This is a genomic window from Streptomyces sp. NBC_01077 (assembly GCF_045162855.1).
Classification (GTDB): domain Bacteria; phylum Actinomycetota; class Actinomycetes; order Streptomycetales; family Streptomycetaceae; genus Streptomyces.
Genome location: NZ_CP108669.1, coordinates 2,555,409 through 2,571,495 on the forward strand (window position 1 = coordinate 2,555,409; position 16,087 = coordinate 2,571,495).

9 protein-coding genes are annotated in these 16,087 nt (G+C 73.7%); 4 read left to right on the forward strand and 5 right to left on the reverse strand.

What is annotated here, in order from left to right; translation table 11 throughout:
• The first annotated feature begins 2 nt into the window (after positions 1 to 2).
• A complete protein-coding gene (locus tag OG462_RS11390; protein WP_406056975.1) occupies positions 3 to 923 on the forward strand; it encodes a PDR/VanB family oxidoreductase in 921 nt (306 codons plus the stop codon).
• 63 nt (positions 924 to 986) lie between these two features.
• Here the strand turns inward: OG462_RS11390 and OG462_RS11395 are convergent, their stop codons facing one another.
• Together OG462_RS11395 and OG462_RS11400 are read right to left on the reverse strand one after the other, a co-directional pair.
• A complete protein-coding gene (locus tag OG462_RS11395; protein WP_406066473.1) occupies positions 987 to 2,069 on the reverse strand; it encodes a Zn-dependent alcohol dehydrogenase in 1,083 nt (360 codons plus the stop codon).
• Between the two features lie 158 nt (positions 2,070 to 2,227).
• Positions 2,228 to 3,619 (reverse strand): aldehyde dehydrogenase family protein, encoded by a 1,392-nt coding sequence (locus tag OG462_RS11400; protein ID WP_406056977.1) that lies wholly within the window; start codon positions 3,617 to 3,619, stop codon positions 2,228 to 2,230.
• A gap of 403 nt (positions 3,620 to 4,022) precedes the next feature.
• Between OG462_RS11400 and OG462_RS11405 the strand changes: the two genes are divergently transcribed.
• The 3 genes from OG462_RS11405 to OG462_RS11415 all read left to right on the forward strand — a co-directional run bounded on the left by OG462_RS11405 (position 4,023) and on the right by OG462_RS11415 (position 13,012).
• Positions 4,023 to 6,575 carry a S8 family serine peptidase gene (locus tag OG462_RS11405; protein ID WP_406056979.1) on the forward strand — a complete coding sequence of 851 codons (2,553 nt, stop codon included), beginning with the start codon at positions 4,023 to 4,025 and terminating at the stop codon, positions 6,573 to 6,575.
• Entirely contained in the window at positions 6,575 to 9,439 is a 2,865-nt protein-coding gene (locus tag OG462_RS11410) for a VCBS repeat-containing protein (RefSeq protein WP_406056981.1), read from the forward strand. The genes OG462_RS11405 and OG462_RS11410 overlap by 1 nt, the downstream gene beginning before the upstream one ends.
• 141 nt (positions 9,440 to 9,580) lie before the next feature.
• Positions 9,581 to 13,012, forward strand: coding sequence for an ATP-binding protein (locus OG462_RS11415; RefSeq protein ID WP_406056982.1), 3,432 nt, complete (start codon positions 9,581 to 9,583; stop codon positions 13,010 to 13,012).
• Here the strand turns inward: OG462_RS11415 and OG462_RS11420 are convergent.
• From OG462_RS11420 to OG462_RS11430, 3 genes are all read right to left on the reverse strand, one after another.
• Positions 12,987 to 13,733, reverse strand: coding sequence for a class F sortase (locus OG462_RS11420; RefSeq protein WP_406056984.1), 747 nt, complete (start codon positions 13,731 to 13,733; stop codon positions 12,987 to 12,989). The genes OG462_RS11415 and OG462_RS11420 overlap by 26 nt on opposite strands.
• Entirely contained in the window at positions 13,720 to 14,466 is a 747-nt protein-coding gene (locus OG462_RS11425) for a hypothetical protein (RefSeq protein WP_406056986.1), read from the reverse strand. Before OG462_RS11425 ends, OG462_RS11420 begins: the two co-directional genes overlap by 14 nt.
• A gap of 119 nt (positions 14,467 to 14,585) precedes the next feature.
• Positions 14,586 to 16,007 (reverse strand): CitMHS family transporter, encoded by a 1,422-nt coding sequence (locus tag OG462_RS11430; RefSeq protein ID WP_406056988.1) that lies wholly within the window; start codon positions 16,005 to 16,007, stop codon positions 14,586 to 14,588.
• Between the last annotated feature and the right edge of the window lie 80 nt (positions 16,008 to 16,087).

The window sequence follows — 16,087 nt, forward strand, 5'->3', positions numbered from 1 at the left end:
GCATGTCCACAGCCCGACTCACTGTCCGGTCGGTCGTCCCTGAGGCCGAGGGCGTCCTCGGGCTCGTGCTCGTCGATCCCACGGGCGCCGCGCTGGCCCCGTGGGAGCCCGGCGCCCATCTGGAGGTGACGCTGCCGTCCGGGGCGGTCCGGCACTACTCGCTCTGCGGCGACCCCGCGGAGCGGAGCACGTACCGGCTCGGGGTACTGCGGGAGCCCGGCGGGCGGGGCGGATCGGAGGAGATCCACACCTCCGTCGGCGAGGGCACGGTCCTCGGGGTCCGGGGCCCGTTCAACCGCTTCCCGCTCGTGCCCGCCGAGCGGTATCTGTTCATCGCCGGAGGCATCGGCATCACCCCCCTCCTTCCGATGGTCCGTTCGCTTCCGCAGGGGTCGTGGTCCCTGCTGTACGGCGGCCGGAGCCTGGCGGCCATGGCGTACCGCGAGGAGCTCGCCGCGCTCCCCGGGGTCACGCTCGCCCCTCAGGACACGGCGGGGCTGCCCGACCTGGACGCCGTCCTCGGCGGGCTGCCGGCGGAGACGGCGGTGTACTGCTGCGGTCCGGAGGGGCTTCTCCGGGCGGTGGAGGAACGGTGGTCGGGTCCGCTGCACACGGAACGCTTCGGCGCGGCGCCGGTGCGGGACTCCGGGGCCGGCGACGGCTTCGAGGTGGAGCTGCGCCGGAGTGGGCGGACGCTGCACGTCGAGCCCGGCCGCACCTTGCTCGACGCCGTGCGCGAGGTGGTTCCCGGTGTCGCGTACTCCTGCGAGGAGGGCTGGTGCGGCACCTGTGAGACGAAGGTGATCGCCGGAACGCCCGAGCACCACGACTCCGTCCTCGGCGAGGACGAGAAGGCCTCGGGGGCGACGATGATGATCTGCGTGGGCCGCTCGTGCGGCGCCCGTCTCGTCCTGGACCTCTGACGTGCGCAAGCCCGTACCGGTACGTCGGTACGGGCTTCCGCGCGTCCGCGTCTCCGCCTGGTGTCAGGGGAAGACCACGAGGGCCCGGCCGCCCTTGCCCGCGAGCATGTTCTCGAAGGCGCCCGGGATGCCGTCCAGGGTGATCCGCTCGGTGACGAGAGCGTCGAGGTCGAGCCGGCCGGCGCGGATGTGCTCGGCGAGGACCGGCAGGTCGACGGCCGGGTTCGAGTTGCCGTAGACGCAGCCCGCGAGGGTGCGGCCCCAGTGGAAGATCTCCAGGGCGTTGAAGGTGACCTGCTGGTCCTTGCCGCCGATGCCGACGACCGTGGTGCGGCCGCCGCGCCGGGTGGAGTCCCAGGCGGTACGGATGGTGACGGCGCGGCCGACGCACTCGACGGCCACGTCGACGCCCTGGCCCCCCGTCAGCTTCCGGATCTCCTTCGCCGTGGTCTCGGAGGCGACCACGTACTCGGTCGCCCCGGCCGCCCGCGCGAGCGCCTCCTTCTCCGGGGAGACGTCCACCGCGACGATCGTCGAGGCGCCGGCGATCCGGGCGGCCTGGAGGGTGGCGAGCCCCACTCCGCCGACGCCGAAGACCGCGACGGTCTCGCCCTCGCGGACCCGGGCGGAGTGGTGGACGGCGCCCCAGCCGGTGAGGACGGCGCAGCCGAGGAGGGCGGCGGCGGTGAGCGGCACTCCGTCGGGCACCGGCAGGACACAGGCCGAGGCGACGACCGTCTCCTCCGCGAAGGCGGCGACGTTGAGGCCGGGGTGGAGGTCCGTGCCGTCCTGGGTGCGGGCGTGGATGTTCGCGGCGCCGGTCAGCGCGTTGGCGCAGAGCCAGACCTCGCCGAGCGAGCAGGGGTGACAACTGCCGCAGGACGGCGCCCAGTTGAGGACGACGTCGTCGCCGGGGGCGACATGGGTGACGCCCTCGCCGACGGAGACGACGGTGCCGGCGCCCTCGTGGCCGAGGACGGCGGGGACCGGCACGCGCATGGTGCCGTTGGAGAGCGACAGGTCGGAGTGGCAGACGCCGGCGGCCGCGAGCCGGACCCTGACCTGCCCGGGTCCGGGCTCGGGGAGTTCGATGCCGGTGATCTCCAGCGGGGAGCCGACGGCGGGCAGGACGGCGGCGCGGATCAGGCTCACGTGCGGTGCTCCTCGGGACGCGGGACTGGAGGGACTCGGGTCCTGCGGGACTCGGGTCCGGCGGTCAGAACCGGAGGGACTCGGGTCGGCGGGACTCGGGTCCGGTGGTCAGAACCGGAGGGACTCGGGTCGGCGGGACTCGGGTCCGGTGGTCAGAACTGGAGGGACTTGGTCTGGAGGTACTCGGACAGGCCGTGCGCGCCGAGTTCCCGGCCCACGCCGGACTGCTTGTACCCGCCGAAGGGCGCCAGCGGGTTGAACCGGCCGCCGTTGATGTCGACCTGGCCGGTGTCCATGCGGCGGGCGAAGGCGACGGCCTCCTCGGGCTCGCCCCAGACCGCGCCGGCGAGGCCGTACACGGTGCCGTTGGCGATGGCGAGCGCGTCGGCCTCGTCCTCGTAGCGGAGGAGGGAGACGACGGGCCCGAAGATCTCCTCCTGGGCGATGGTCATCTCCGGGGTGACGTCGGCGAAGACGGTCGGGGAGACGTAGTAGCCGGTCTCGCGCGGGGCCTCGGGGCCGCCGGCGACGAGCCGGGCGCCCTCCTCGATGCCCTTCTCGATGTAGCCGCGGACGCGCTGCTGCTGCTTGGCGTTGACCAGGGGGCCGACGCGCTCGCCGGGGACGTACTTGGCGACGGCCTCGGCGGCGAGCGCCACCGCCTCCTCGTAGCGGTCGGCGGGGATCAGCATCCGGGTCCAGGCGCTGCACGTCTGGCCGGAGTTGGACATGACGTTGGCGATGCCGACGGCGACGGCCTTGGGGAGGTCGGCGCTCGGGAGGATCACGTTGGCGGACTTGCCGCCGAGTTCGAGCGCGACCCGCTTGACCGCGCCGCCCGCGAGGGCGCCGATGCGGCGGCCGACGGCGGTGGAGCCGGTGAAGGAGACGAGGTCCACGTCCGGGTGCTCGGCGAGCGCCTGGCCGGCGACCGGGCCGAGCCCGGTGACCAGGTTGAACACGCCGGCGGGCAGGCCCGCCTCGTGCACGGCCTCGGCGAAGAGCTGGGCGGTGAGCGGGGTGTCCTCGGCGGGCTTGAGGACGGTCGTGCAGCCGGCGGCCAGGGCGGGGGCGACCTTGGCGACGATCTGGTGGAGCGGGTAGTTCCAGGGGGTGATGGCGGCGACGACGCCGACCGGCTCGGCGTAGACGGTCGAGTTGCCGACCTTCTCCTCGAAGGGGTGGGCGGCGGCGAGTTCGGCGTACGAGCCGGCCACGGCGATCGGCAGTCCGGCGTGGACGGCGGCGGCGAGCTGCGGCGGGGCGCCGAGTTCGGCGGTGACGGTGGCGGCGATCTCCTCGGCGCGGGCGGCGAGCGCGTCGCGCAGGGCGGCGATCCTGGCCCCGCGCTCGGCGGGCGGGGTCGCGGCCCAGCCGGGCAGCGCGGCGCGGGCGGCGCGTACGGCGGCGTCGACGTCCTCGGCGGTGCCGGCCGGGACGTGGCCGATGACCTGCTCGTCCGCCGGGTTGATGACGGCGATCGTGTCGGGACCGGCGGCGGGGCGCCACTCCCCGCCGATGTACATCGTGTCGTACGCCTTCATTCGCTGTCTCCTCACAGTGCCGACTCGTATCGCCGGCTCGCATCGCCGACCGGACGTTACCGACCGGTTCGCCGTCCAGTCCCAAACTAGCGCTGTTAGTTTTCGGGCGCCAGGGTGCCCCGGAGTGCCCCCGGTCTCAGTACCGAACCGATCGTGCCGCCCCCGCGCGGGCCCTGTCCACGGACACCCCGCACAGCCCTGCGCCCCCGGAACTGGCGGAAGTCTCCTCGCGCCCGACGTGACCCTGGCCCCGGCGCCCCGGCCCCTCCGGTAATTCCCCAGTAACGGCCCGGACCTAGCGTCCCCGACCGAGCCCGCCCCGCCTCCCCAGGGCCTTCCCCAGGCCCGTACGGGGAGGCGGGGCGTCGGCTTCCCCCGTACCAGCGTTGGAGGAGCCACCCACATGCACCTGCCCCGCTCGCCGATCCGGCGCGGAACCACCGTCTGGGCCACGGCCGCCGCCACCCTTACGGCCCTGCTCGTGGCCCCCACCGTGGCCGCGGCGCCGTCCACGGCCGTCGCGCCCTCCCCCAGGGCCGCCGAGGCCGCCGTCGATCCCGGTGTCACCGCCGCCGTCCGCGCCGGGGGCGAGGCGACCTTCTTCGTCGTCCTCGCCGACCGTGCCGACCTCTCGCGGGCCCGCTCGCAGCGCGGCCACGAGAAGAAGGCCCGGACCGCCTTCGACACCCTGCGCACCGAGGCCACCCGCAGCCAGCTCTCCCTGACCCGCTTCCTCGACCGCGCCAAGGTCGGCTACGAGGCGTACTGGATCGCCAACGCCGTGAAGGTCACCGGCGACAAGGCGCTCGTGGAGAAGCTGGCCGCACGTCCCGACGTCGCCTCCCTCCGCCAGGAGCGGCACTACGCCCTCGACACGGTCGAGCAGGCCCCCGCGACCGCCGAGGAGGCGGTGACCCCCGAGTGGGGCGTGAAGGACATCGGAGCCGACCAGGTCTGGTCCCGCTACGACAACCGCGGCGAGGGCATCGTCGTCGCGAACATCGACTCGGGTGTGCAGTACGACCACCCGGCCCTGAAGGGCAACTACCGGGGCAACCTCGGCGACGGCACCTTCAGCCACGACTACAACTGGTACGACCCGACCGGCCAGTGCGCCGCCGGCGCGCCCTGCGACAACAACGGCCACGGCACCCACACCATGGGCACGATCGCCGGCGCGGGCGGCATCGGCGTCGCCCCCGGCACCACCTGGATCGCCGCCAAGGGCTGCGAGGCGCGCAGCTGCTCGGACTCGTCCCTGCTGAAGTCGGGCCAGTGGATCCTGGCGCCGACCGACCACAACGGCGAGAACCCGCGTCCCGACCTCGCCCCCGACATCGTCAACAACTCCTGGGGCGGCGGCAACACGACCTTCTACCAGGACATCATCGAGTCCTGGAACGCGGCGGGCATCTTCGAGGCCTTCGCCGCCGGCAACGCCGGCAACGGCACGAGCTGCTCCACCACCGAGGCCCCCGGCGCCCAGGCCCCGGCCTACGGCGTCGGCGCCTACGACGTGAACGGAAAGATCGCCTCCTTCTCCGGCTTCGGCCCCTCCCTGGTCGACGGCTCCATGAAGCCGAACATCTCGGCACCGGGTGTCGACGTCCGCTCCGCCTGGCCGGGCAACACCTACCGCGCCATCTCCGGTACGTCGATGGCGACCCCGCACGTCGCCGGCGCCGTCGCCCTGCTCTGGTCCTCGGCCCCGTCCCTCATCGGTGACATCGACGGCACCCGGGCGGCCCTGAACGGCTCCGCCCGCGACGTCGACGACACCCACTGCGGCGGCACCGCCGCCGCCAACAACGTGTGGGGCGAGGGCAAGCTCGACATCCTCGCCGCCGTGGACCGCGCCCCGCACTCCGCGGCCACCGTCACCGGCACGGTCACCGACCGGGCGACCGGTACCCCGCTGGCCGGGATCACCGTCACCGCGACGGCCGGTGAGGCCCGCCGCTCGGTGACCACCGACGCCTCCGGCGCCTACCGGCTGACGCTCTCCGCCGGCACGTACGCCCTCACCATCGGCGGCTACGGCTACCGGGACCTCGTCGAGGACGCGCTCACCGTCACCACCGGCCAGTCCCTCGCCCACGACCTCGGCCTGGACGCCGTACCCGCGCACGCCGTGTCCGGCACGGTCCTGGACGTCACGGGGAAGCCCCTGAAGGGCGCCACCGTCCGCTTCACCGACGCCCCGCTCACCCCGGTCGTCACCGATGCCACCGGCGCCTTCCGCTTCCCGGCCGTCGCCGAGGGCGCGTTCACCCTCACCGCCACCCCGGCGGCGCCCGTCCTCTGCAACGGCACCTACAGCTCCGCACTCGCCGTGGACGCCGCGGAGACCGTGACGGCCGCCCTGCCCGCCCGTACCGACGCCACGGGGAACAGCTGCCTCCCCGCCGCGTACGCGTGGACCTCCGCGTCGACGAAGCTGGCGCTCTCGGGCGACGAGAACGCGAAGACGATCGCCCTGCCGTTCCCCGTCTCGTTCTACGGCGTCACCTACAGCCAGGCGAGCGTCACCACCAACGGCCTGGTGAACTTCCTCGCTCCCCGGCTCGGCGACTACAAGAACACCGCGCTGCCGTCCCCCGGCCAGCCCAACGGCATCCTCGCCGCCTTCTGGGACGACCTGACCCTGGACTCCAAGTCGGCCGTGAAGACCGCCGTCAGCGGTACCGCCGGCCAGCGGCGCTTCGCGATCGTCTGGGAGAACGCGGCCTTCGCCGCCGACACCGCCAAGCGCGTCACCTTCGAGGCCGTCTTCGAGGAGGCGACCGGCGCGGTCGTCCTCCAGTACCAGTCGATCGGCGCGAACGCCCTGGAGACCGGCGGCGGCGCGACCGTCGGCATCGAGAACCAGGCGGGCACGGACGCCCTGCAGTACTCCTTCGACGAGCCGGTCCTCATGGACCGTTCGGCCATCCGTATCTTCCCGAAGGCGGCGTGATGACCCACCGTTCCCGGCAGGCCCTGCGCCTCGCCTCCGCCCTCGTCGCGGCCGGCCTCGCGCTCACCGCGCTGCCCGCCACCACCGCGTACGCCGACGACGAGCCCCTCGGCCGGATTCTCACCGACCCCCAGGCCGACGCCCTGGAGCGGCGCGCCGAACCGGCCGCGCCCCTCGACATCACCCCGCAGGACGCGGCACGGAGCGAGCTCCGGGGCACGTCCGGCACCGCCGACACCTCCGACACCACGGCCGGCGGCCTGGCCGTCACCAAGACCTCCGGCCTGGAGACCTACCAGGGGCAGGCCGACACCGCCCAGCTCGGCGGCGGGCGCGGCGACTTCCTCGCCGTGCACAGCCTCGGCACCGTCACCCGGCTCACCGAGGAGGGCCGCGAGGTCTGGAAGCGGGACAACGCCTCGCTCCACGCCGACTGGCAGGTCACGAACATCCGCCCGTGGCAGACCGAGCCCTACCCGGCGCGGATCACCACCGGCTACCACGCCAACAGCCCGTACGCCGACAGCTCCGACCGGGGCTGGACGCAGGGCGACCTGACCGGCGACGGGATCGCGGACGTCGTCTTCACGGCCGACGTCGGCACCAGCCCGTACCGCCCGTTCACCTCCCCCGGCTCCACACTGACGACCGGCACCTTCGTCACCGTCCTCGACGGCGCCACGGGCCGCACCCTGTGGTCGCAGCTCTTCGCCGACGCCCAGCAGGTCACACTCGTCGGCGACACCCTGCTCATCGGCGACCAGCCGTCGACGAACCTCAACTCCGCCAAGGACGCCACCGCCGCCCTGCGGGCCTTCCGCTTCGCGTACGACGGCACGAAGCTCACGCCGTCGGCGACCTGGACGTACGAGACGGGGCAGCGGCACGGCCGGTGGGGTTCGACCGTGCCGCTCGGCGACGGGCGCGTCGCCGTGTCCTGGTACGTGAAGAAGACCGCCACGGATCCCGCCGCGGGCCGCACCCTGGTCCTCGACACGACCGACGGCTCCGTGGCCTGGCAGACGGACAACGACCTCTACTCCCGCCAGCTGGCCTACGACGCGGCACGGAAGCGCCTGGTCGCCCTGGAACAGGCCGACTACCGGGACGGCGTGCGGTACGAGCTGGCCGCCTACGACCCGGCCGAGGGGACCCGCACCACCCTCGACACCCGGGTCAACGCGCTCGGCATCGGGCTGCGGATCGGCCAGCTGCGCGGCGACTCCGCCCCGGAGTACGCGATCAGCGAGGCGACGCTCGACGAGTACCTGTGGGTCAACACCTCCACCATCCGTGCCGTGGACGGCGGCGACGCGGCGGAGCTGTGGTCGCACACCGTCAAGCGCGCCGAGGACAACAACAAGGACGGCGACTCGGCGCTCGGCCTGCGGATCGCCGACGGCAAGGTGCTCGCCTCGTACGTCACCACCGAGGGCAAGGACACCGCCGTCAACCCGGGCGGCGGCCGCTTCGGCACCCTGACCGCGCTGAACGGCCGGGACGGGGAGGTCCGCTGGCAGCACACGGGCGCGACCGCCTCGCCGATCTACGCCCAGCCGTACCGCGAGGACGGCGAGTGGCGCGTACGGACCGTGGACAACGAGCAGAACATCCGCTCGTACCGGCTCGGCAGCGGCCGGCAGGCCGCCATCACCCCGCTCCAGGCCAACCTGAGCACGGGCCTCGCGGCCGACGTCGACGGCGACGGACGCCAGGACGTGATCGTCGGCGGCCAGTCCCAGGGACTGTGGGCCTACGACGGACCCTCGCTGGTCTCCGGGAAGCCCAAGGTGTTGTGGCAGGCCACCCTGCCCGGCTCCGTGCAGGGTGACATCCGGATCGCCGACACCGACGGCGACGGCCGGCGCGACGACCTCGTCGTCGCGGCCGACACGGCGGCGGTGGTCGTGGACGCCCGCACCGGTCGGGTCCGCGAGACCATCGACGGGAAGGGGCAGTTCGTCCGCTCCGTCACGGTGGCGGACCTGGACCGGGACGGCGACGAGGAGATCCTCGTGCCGACCGACGCGGTCCGCGCCTACAGCGGCGGCGGGCGGGCCCTCTGGGCGTACACGCCCGCGCCCGGTCTGGTCTTCTCCGACCTGGCCGTCGCCGAGGGCAAGGTCCTCGGCTCGTACCAGACGCGCGGGGTGAGCGACGGGACGGCCGTCGTCGGCGGGACGGCCCTGGACGCCCGTACGGGCAAGGCCCTCTGGTCGGCGGACCCGACCTGGACCGGCGACGCGGACACCAAGGTCTACGCGGCGCAGCTCTTCCACGGCGTGTACGCCTCGCCCGGCATCCCGTACGCGGACGGGCACGCGGTCGTCCACTCCTGGATCGTGAAGGAGGGAGCCTCCTGGACCACGTACCTGGAGTTCCGTGACCTCTGCACGGGCAAGGTCGTGCACACCTCGACCGGCGGCGGCGCCTGGACGCTCGGCAACTGGTTCACCGGCGACGAGGGCCTCGTCCTCGCCGGGACGGCCTCGCTGCGCACCTTCGGCAAGGACGGCCAGGAGTACGGCATCTACACGCTGCCCACCCTGCACAACGCTCAGTTCGGTACGGGTCCGGGCGGGCGGCGGCTGATCTTCGGCGGCACCGAGGGCGCGGCCTACCTGTGGGACCCGGCCGTCCTCACCGCGGGCGACAACTACCCGCAGCACGTGGCCAAGCTGGGCGGCTACGCGACCCAGAACCTGGTCGTCGCGGACCTCGACGGCGACGGCGTGGACGAGGTCGTCGGGCTCGGCAAGGACGACACCGGCTACGACCGCACGATCGAACTGTCCGGAGGCCGCTATCTCCTCCAGGACAGCGCGGTCCACGGCATGGTGACAGGCAGGCTGACCGCTCAGTAGCCCGCCACGGATCACGGACCCCCGCCCACACCACCGGGCGGAGGTCTCCGGCCATCTGTGGACCGCACCATTCCGGTGCAGCGGCCACCCATTACAGTGGGCGCCCTCATGAGCGCAGACATACCAGCGGGTGCACCTCCGGTGCTGCGAGTGCGCCTCTTCGGCGGGTTCCGGGTCGACCGGGACGGCGGGCCGCCGCTCTCCGAGCGGTGGCCCCGGCCGAGCGCGCGCACGCTGGTGAAACTGCTCGCGGTCTCCCCCGGGCACAGCCTGCACCGCGAGCAGGCGATGGAGATCTGCTGGCCGGACGCGGATCCGGGGTCCGCGCTGGGCAGCCTGCGGGTGGCGCTGCACGCGGCCCGCCGGGCGATCGAACCCGAGCTGGCGCCCCGGTCCGTCTCCTCCTATCTCACCGGTGAGGGCTCGCTGCTGCGGCTCGATCCGCGGACGGTACGGATCGACGCCGACGAGGCCGAGGCGCTGGCGGAGGCGGCGCTCGCGCACGGCGGGCACGCCGAACTCGCCGCCGCCCTGGAGGCGTTCACGGGCGAGCTGCTGCCCGAGGACCGCTACGCACCCTGGGCGGAGGCCCGCCGCGAGCGGCTGTCCGCCCTGCGGGAGCGCACCCTGCTCGCCCTGGCCGCCGCCCACCTGGCCGCGGGCGCGCCCGAGGAGGCGGTCCCGGTGGCCGAGCAGGTCCTCGCGGAGGCCCCCGCCGAGGAGGAGGCACACCGGATCCTGATCGAGGCGTACGTACGGCAGGGACTGCGGCGCCGTGCGGTGGCCCAGTACCACCTGTGCCGGGAGGCGCTGGACGCGGAGTTCGGCGTGCGCCCGGGGCCCGAGACCGAGCGGCTGCACCGGGCGGCCCTCGCCGCGCCCGTGCCGGCCTCCCGCTCCGTGGGGCCCGCGCTGCCGGCCGTGGTGCGGCAGCCGCCCACCGCTCCGCTGCGCGGCCGGGACGACATCCTCGCCCGGCTGCTCGCCGCCGACTCCCCGCCCGTACTCCTGCTCACCGGGGAAGCGGGGCTCGGTAAGACCCGGCTGGCGGGAGAGGCGGCGCGGCGGGCGGCCGCCCGGGGCACGGCCGTCCTGTGGGGCGCGGGACACGACGCGGAGGGGCACACGCCGTACGGGCCGTTCACCGAGGCCCTGGACGGCTGGCTGGCGGACCGGCCGACCGTGGAGCGGGCCAGGGCGGGGGCGGAGTATCCCGAACTGGCGGCGCTGCTGCCGTCCTTGGGGCGGGTGCGTCCGGAGAGCGGGCGCAGTCCCGAGGAGGAGCGGGACCGGCTGTTCCGGGCGACGGCGGGGCTGCTCGGAGAACTGGCGGCAGAGCGGCCCGTGATGGTGGTCCTGGACGACCTCCACGCGGGGGACGCGGGCTCGTTCCAGCTCCTCAGTCATCTTGCCCGTCGGGCACGGGAGGGGGGAAGGGCTTGGCGATTTCTCGCCACCGTACGACCGGAGGAGCTGCCCGCGTCCGATGCCCGCCGCCAGGTGCTCGACCTCCTGGCGCGCCAGTCCCTCGCCGCCGCCGTCGAGCTGCCGCGGCTGTCCCGCGAGGCGTGCGTGGCCCTGACGGCCGACGCGCTGGGAGGCGACGGGTCCGTACCCGAGCGGGTGTGGGAGCTGTCGCTCGGCAATCCGCTGTTCGCGCTCGAACTGGCCCGTGCGGTACGGGACGGGGACGAGCGGCCCAGCGCCCCGGAGGGCGTACGCCAGTTGGTGTCCGAGCGCCTGGGCCGGCTGGGTCCGGCGGCCCGCCGGGTGGTCGACGCGGTGGCGGTCGCCGGTCAGGACGCGGCCCTCACCGAGGTCCTCGACGTGGCCCGGCACGGTGGTCATCCGCGGCTCTCGGCGGCCGAGGCCACGGAGGGGGTGGAGGCGGCGGTCGCGGCCTCGGTGGTCGAGGAACGGCGCGTGGTCTCCGAGGGCCGGCCCGTGGCCGGGCTCGCCTTCCGCCATCCACTGGTCCGGCTGACCTGCTACGAGGGGCTCTCGGCGGCCCGCCGCCGCCTCCTGCACGCGGCGTACGCGGAAGCGGTGCTGCGCCGGCGGCCCGACGCCGTGGACACGCTCGCCTCCCATCTGACCCGGGCGGACGATCCCCGCGCGACCGGCTATCTGCGACAGGCCGCCGAACGGGCCGCCGCCCTGTACGCGAACGACACCGCCGACCGCTACTACGCCGAACTCACCGACCGGCTCGACGCGCTGGCCGCCGACTCCGCGCGGGCGCGGATCGACCGCAGCACCGTGCTGCGCCGCCTGGGCCGGTTCGAGGAGGCCGCACGGCTGCTCGGCGAGGCACTGGAGGAACTGGGCCGGCGCGGGGACGCGGACGGCAGGGTCCTGGCGGCGGCGCGGCTCGCGGAGCTGATGCCGAAGACACGCGGTACGGAGGAGGGGTTCCGGCTGCTCGACGCCTGCCCGCCCGGGACCGGAACCCCGGCGGCCGTGGCGAGCGCCCACCACCTGGCCCGCGCCGTCCTGTGCTTCGTCGCCGGCCGGTACACGGAGGGGGTGGCCTCCGCGCGGGCCGCGGAGACGGCGGCACAGGCGGTGACGGGACCGGAGCGACGCGGACTGCTCGCCAGGGCACTGGCCGCGCGGGCGACCTCGCTGGGACTCGCGGGCCGGTTCGGGGAGGCGGGCCCCGTCGCGGACCGTGCCCTGCCGCACGCGGAGGCGTACGGCGATCCGCAGTTGCTGGCCTCGGTGCTCTCGGTGCTGCGCGAGACTGCACGGCGGGCCGGGCGGCTGTGGGAGGCCATCGCGACGGGCCGTCGGGCGCTCGCCCTCGCGGAACGCTCGGGCGATCCGACGGCGACGGTCTTCGAGCGGGCGAATCTGGCGGAGCTCCACCTGCTGGTGGAAGAGGTGTCCGAGGCCCGCGGGTTCGCCGAGGCGGCGGTGCGGGGAACGGAGTCGGGCACCGGATGGTGCGCGCCGTACGCCCTGGTGGCGCTGGCCCGGGTGCGAATGCGGGAGGCCGGAGACGGGGTCGGAGGCGGGGGCGGCGCCGAAGCAGGGGCCGGAGCCGGAACCGAAGCCGGGGCCGGACTCGGAGCCGGAACCGAAGGCGGATCTGGTGGGAGCGAGCTGCTCGATCCGGCCGAGCGGACGGCGCTGGCCCAGGGAGACCATCAGGCCGCGTTCGAGGTGCGGTCGGCGCGGGCCGAGCTGGCGGTGCGGGAGGGCAGGCCGGCGGAGGCGCTACGGCTCCTCGCCGGGAACCGGGAGGCCGGCACCGCGCATCTGGCGGCCTGGGCGCTGCTCTCGTGCGGGCGGGCCGACGAGGCTGTCGAGGTGGCGCGCGCCGAGGTGGAACGCGCGGAGCGGGCCGGGGAACGGCTCTCCGAGACGGAGGCCCGTACGGTGTGCGCCGCCGCGCTCGCGGCGCTGGGCCGGGAGCGGGAGGCGGCGGAGGGCTTCGACCGGGCGGCCGCCCTCGCGGAGGAGTTGCCGTATCCGGCGGGCGCACGCCGGGTGGCGTGGGCCCGCCGGGGCGGGCAGGACGGCGGACGCGGCTGGGGTCCGCCGTTCAGATCCTCTGGGCGATATCGGTGAGGTGGGCGAAGACCACGATGTTCGCCTCGTAGCCCTTGCTGCGGTCGAAGGCTCCGCCGCAGGTGAGCAACCGCAGTTCGGGTCGCCCGGTGGAGCCGTACACCTCCTTGTCGGGGAACTCGGCCTTGGCGTACGTACGGACGCGGTCGACCGTGAAGACGGCGACCCTGCCGTCGGCGCGGGCGACCCGGACGGTGTTGCCCGGGCTGAGCGAGTCGAGGTTGAGGAAGACGGCCGGCCCGGTGCGGGTGTCGCGGTGGCCGACGACGACGGCGGTCCCGCGCTCGCCGGGGGTGACCCCCTTCGCGTACCAGCCGACGACCTGGGGGCTGTCGACGGGCGGCGTGGCGAGCCGGCCCGCTGCGTCGAGACCGAGTTCGGTCACCGGGGCCTCGATGGTGATGGCCGGTACGGCGACGGTGGTCGGACGTGAACGGGCCAGCGGTGCGGGCGGGGGCGACGGCCGGGGCGCGGGTGTGGCCTTCGGCCGTGCCCTGGGCTTCGCCTTGTGGTCCAGGGCGGCCGGCGCCCCGGCCGCCGCGACCGTCCCGGTTCGCTGGGGAGCGACCGGGCCTGCGGTGGGCGGCGGGTCGGCCGGTTCCTCGTCGCCGACCCACGAGACGACGCCGGTCACCAGGACCGCGGTGACGGTCACGGTCCTGGCGAGCCGGAACAGGCGCCGCCGCCTGCGCGTGACGCGGGACGACCTACGCGGCGCCATCGCCCCGACGGCGGGAGCGGCGGATCAGGACCAGTCCGGCCGTACCGGCGATGCCGGCGGCGACGGCCGCCCCGATGCCGAAGGCGGAGGAGTCGTCGGCGGCGATCTCCGCGCTGCCGCCGCCACCGGCGCCGACCGGGCCGTGCGGGGGCTTGCCGTGGCCGTATCCATGGCCGCCGTTTCCGCCGTTGCCGTTTCCGCCGTTTCCGCCGTTTCCGCCGTTTCCGCCGTTGGGCGCCGTACTGGTGGGCGTGGGCGTGGGCGTGGGGTTGGTGATGACGCCACCGGGGCCGCCGTTGTTGTTCGGTACGCAGGTGACCCGGAAGACCTTCGACTTCGCCGCGCCGTTCTGGCCCACCCACGTCCATTCGACCTTGTACATGCCGGACTGCAGGCCGGTGATGTCGTCCGTGTGTCCGTCACCGTTGCTGTCGACGGCGATGCTGCCGTTCTTCAGCGACGGGTCCTGATTGCCTGGCTGGCCCGGCTGCTCATAGATGTTCCACTGGATGCTCTGCAGGCCGTCGAAGTTGAAGGCTGCGAAGCGGAAGATACATCCGACCTGGGGCTGGTTCGCCTGGCTGGTGTCGGGGGTGCCCTGTCGGTGGACCTTGACGTCACCGTTGTCGCCGGGCGCGGCGAAGGCCGAGGGCGCGCCCGCGAGGGCGAAGCTGCCGAGCGCCAGGGTGGCTGCGGCGGTGGCGGCGAGGGGGCGGACGGTACGAGCGGGCATGCGGGTTCCTCCGGAGGGAGCACGTCGGACAGTTCAACCGATAATCGGACTATCTGTCACAACATGGCTACAGAGGGTGGCGACATGCGCACGCCACCCTCCGAAGTCGCCCGTCCGGCTCAGATGATGCCGAAGAGGATCCCCGACGCGAGGACGACCAGCGAGGTCAGCGCCGCCCACTTCACCGTGAACTTGGTGTGGTCGCCGAACTCCACCTTCGCCATGCCGACGAGCACGTACACGGCGGGGACCAGCGGGCTCGACATGTGCAGCGCCTGGCCGACCAGGGAGGCACGTGCGATCTCCAGGGGCGAGACGCCGTGGGCGGCGCCCGCCTCGGCGAGGACCGGCACGACGCCGAAGTAGAAGCCGTCGTTCGACATGAAGTAGGTGAGCGGGATGCTGAGCACGCCGGTGACCAGGCCCATGTGCGGGCCCATGCCCTCGGGGATGGCGCCGACGAGCCAGTCGGCCATGTGCTTGACCATGCCCGTACCGGTGAGGACACCGGTGAAGACAGCGGCGGCGAAGACCATGCCGGAGACGTTGAGGACGTTGTCGGCGTGGGCGGCGATACGCGCCTTCTGCTCCGCCATCTTCGGGTAGTTGACGGTGAGCGCGAGCGCGGCACCGAGGAGGAACAGCACCGGGATCGGCATCAGTTCGAGGATCATCGCGGCGAGCAGCGCGACCGTCAGGCCCGCGTTGAACCAGTACAGCTTGGGACGGAGGGTCGCACGGTTCGGGTCGAGACCCTGGAAGCCGTCGTCGTCGCCCGCACCGGAGCCCTCGCCGGCACCCTCGTCCGGGCCGGGCGCGTCACCGGAACCGCCGACCGGCTTCTTGGTCAAGTCCACACCGCCGCCGCCACCCGCCGTGACGAGCACCGTGTCGGTCTCGGGCACCAGGAGCTCGTCGAGCGTGAGGTAGCCGATGCGCTTCCGCTCGCGGCGCCCGAGGACGTACGCCAGGACGAAGACGAAGAGCAGCCCCATGCCGAGCGCGGGGATCATCGGGACGAAGATGTCGCCGGCGTCCAGCTTCAGCGCGGTCGCGGCGCGGGCCGTGGGACCACCCCAGGGCAGGGTGTTCATGACGCCGTTCGCGGTGGCGGCGACACCCGTCATGACCACCAGGCTCATGCCGAGCCGCTTGTAGAGCGGATACATCGCCGAGACGGTGATCATGAAGGTGGTGGAGCCGTCGCCGTCGAGCGACACGATCGCGGCGAGCACCGCCGTACCCACGACGATCCGTACGGGATCCGCCTTGCAGAAGCGCAGGATGCCCCGGACGATCGGATCGAAGAGGCCGACGTCGATCATCACGCCGAAGTAGACGATGGCGAACATCAGCATGGCCGCCGTCGGCGCCAGCTTGCCGACGCCTTCGATGACGTAGTCGCCGAGCTGGGCCCCCTGCCCGACCGCCACGCAGAAGAGCGCGGGGATCAGCACGAGTGCCGCGATCGGCGACATCTTTTTCATCATGATCAGGACCAGAAAGGTCGCGATCATGGCGAAACCGAGGACGGTCAGCATGGAGGACACCTCACGTTCACCCTTGAACTCCCGCCGAGCGGCGGTCCGGATGACGGTAGGTGCCCTCTTCCGCCGTTAAC

Excerpts from the sequence above, each read along its gene's own strand:
- OG462_RS11420 (WP_406056984.1), bottom strand. The coding sequence starts at position 13,733 with ATGGCGCCGCGTAGGTCGTCCCGCGTCACGCGCAGGCGGCGGCGCCTG.
- OG462_RS11400 (WP_406056977.1), bottom strand. The coding sequence starts at position 3,619 with ATGAAGGCGTACGACACGATGTACATCGGCGGGGAGTGGCGCCCCGCC.
- OG462_RS11430 (WP_406056988.1), bottom strand. The coding sequence starts at position 16,007 with ATGCTGACCGTCCTCGGTTTCGCCATGATCGCGACCTTTCTGGTCCTG.
- OG462_RS11390 (WP_406056975.1), top strand. The coding sequence starts at position 3 with ATGTCCACAGCCCGACTCACTGTCCGGTCGGTCGTCCCTGAGGCCGAG.
- OG462_RS11410 (WP_406056981.1), top strand. The coding sequence starts at position 6,575 with ATGACCCACCGTTCCCGGCAGGCCCTGCGCCTCGCCTCCGCCCTCGTC.
- OG462_RS11425 (WP_406056986.1), bottom strand. The coding sequence starts at position 14,466 with ATGCCCGCTCGTACCGTCCGCCCCCTCGCCGCCACCGCCGCAGCCACC.
- OG462_RS11405 (WP_406056979.1), top strand. The coding sequence starts at position 4,023 with ATGCACCTGCCCCGCTCGCCGATCCGGCGCGGAACCACCGTCTGGGCC.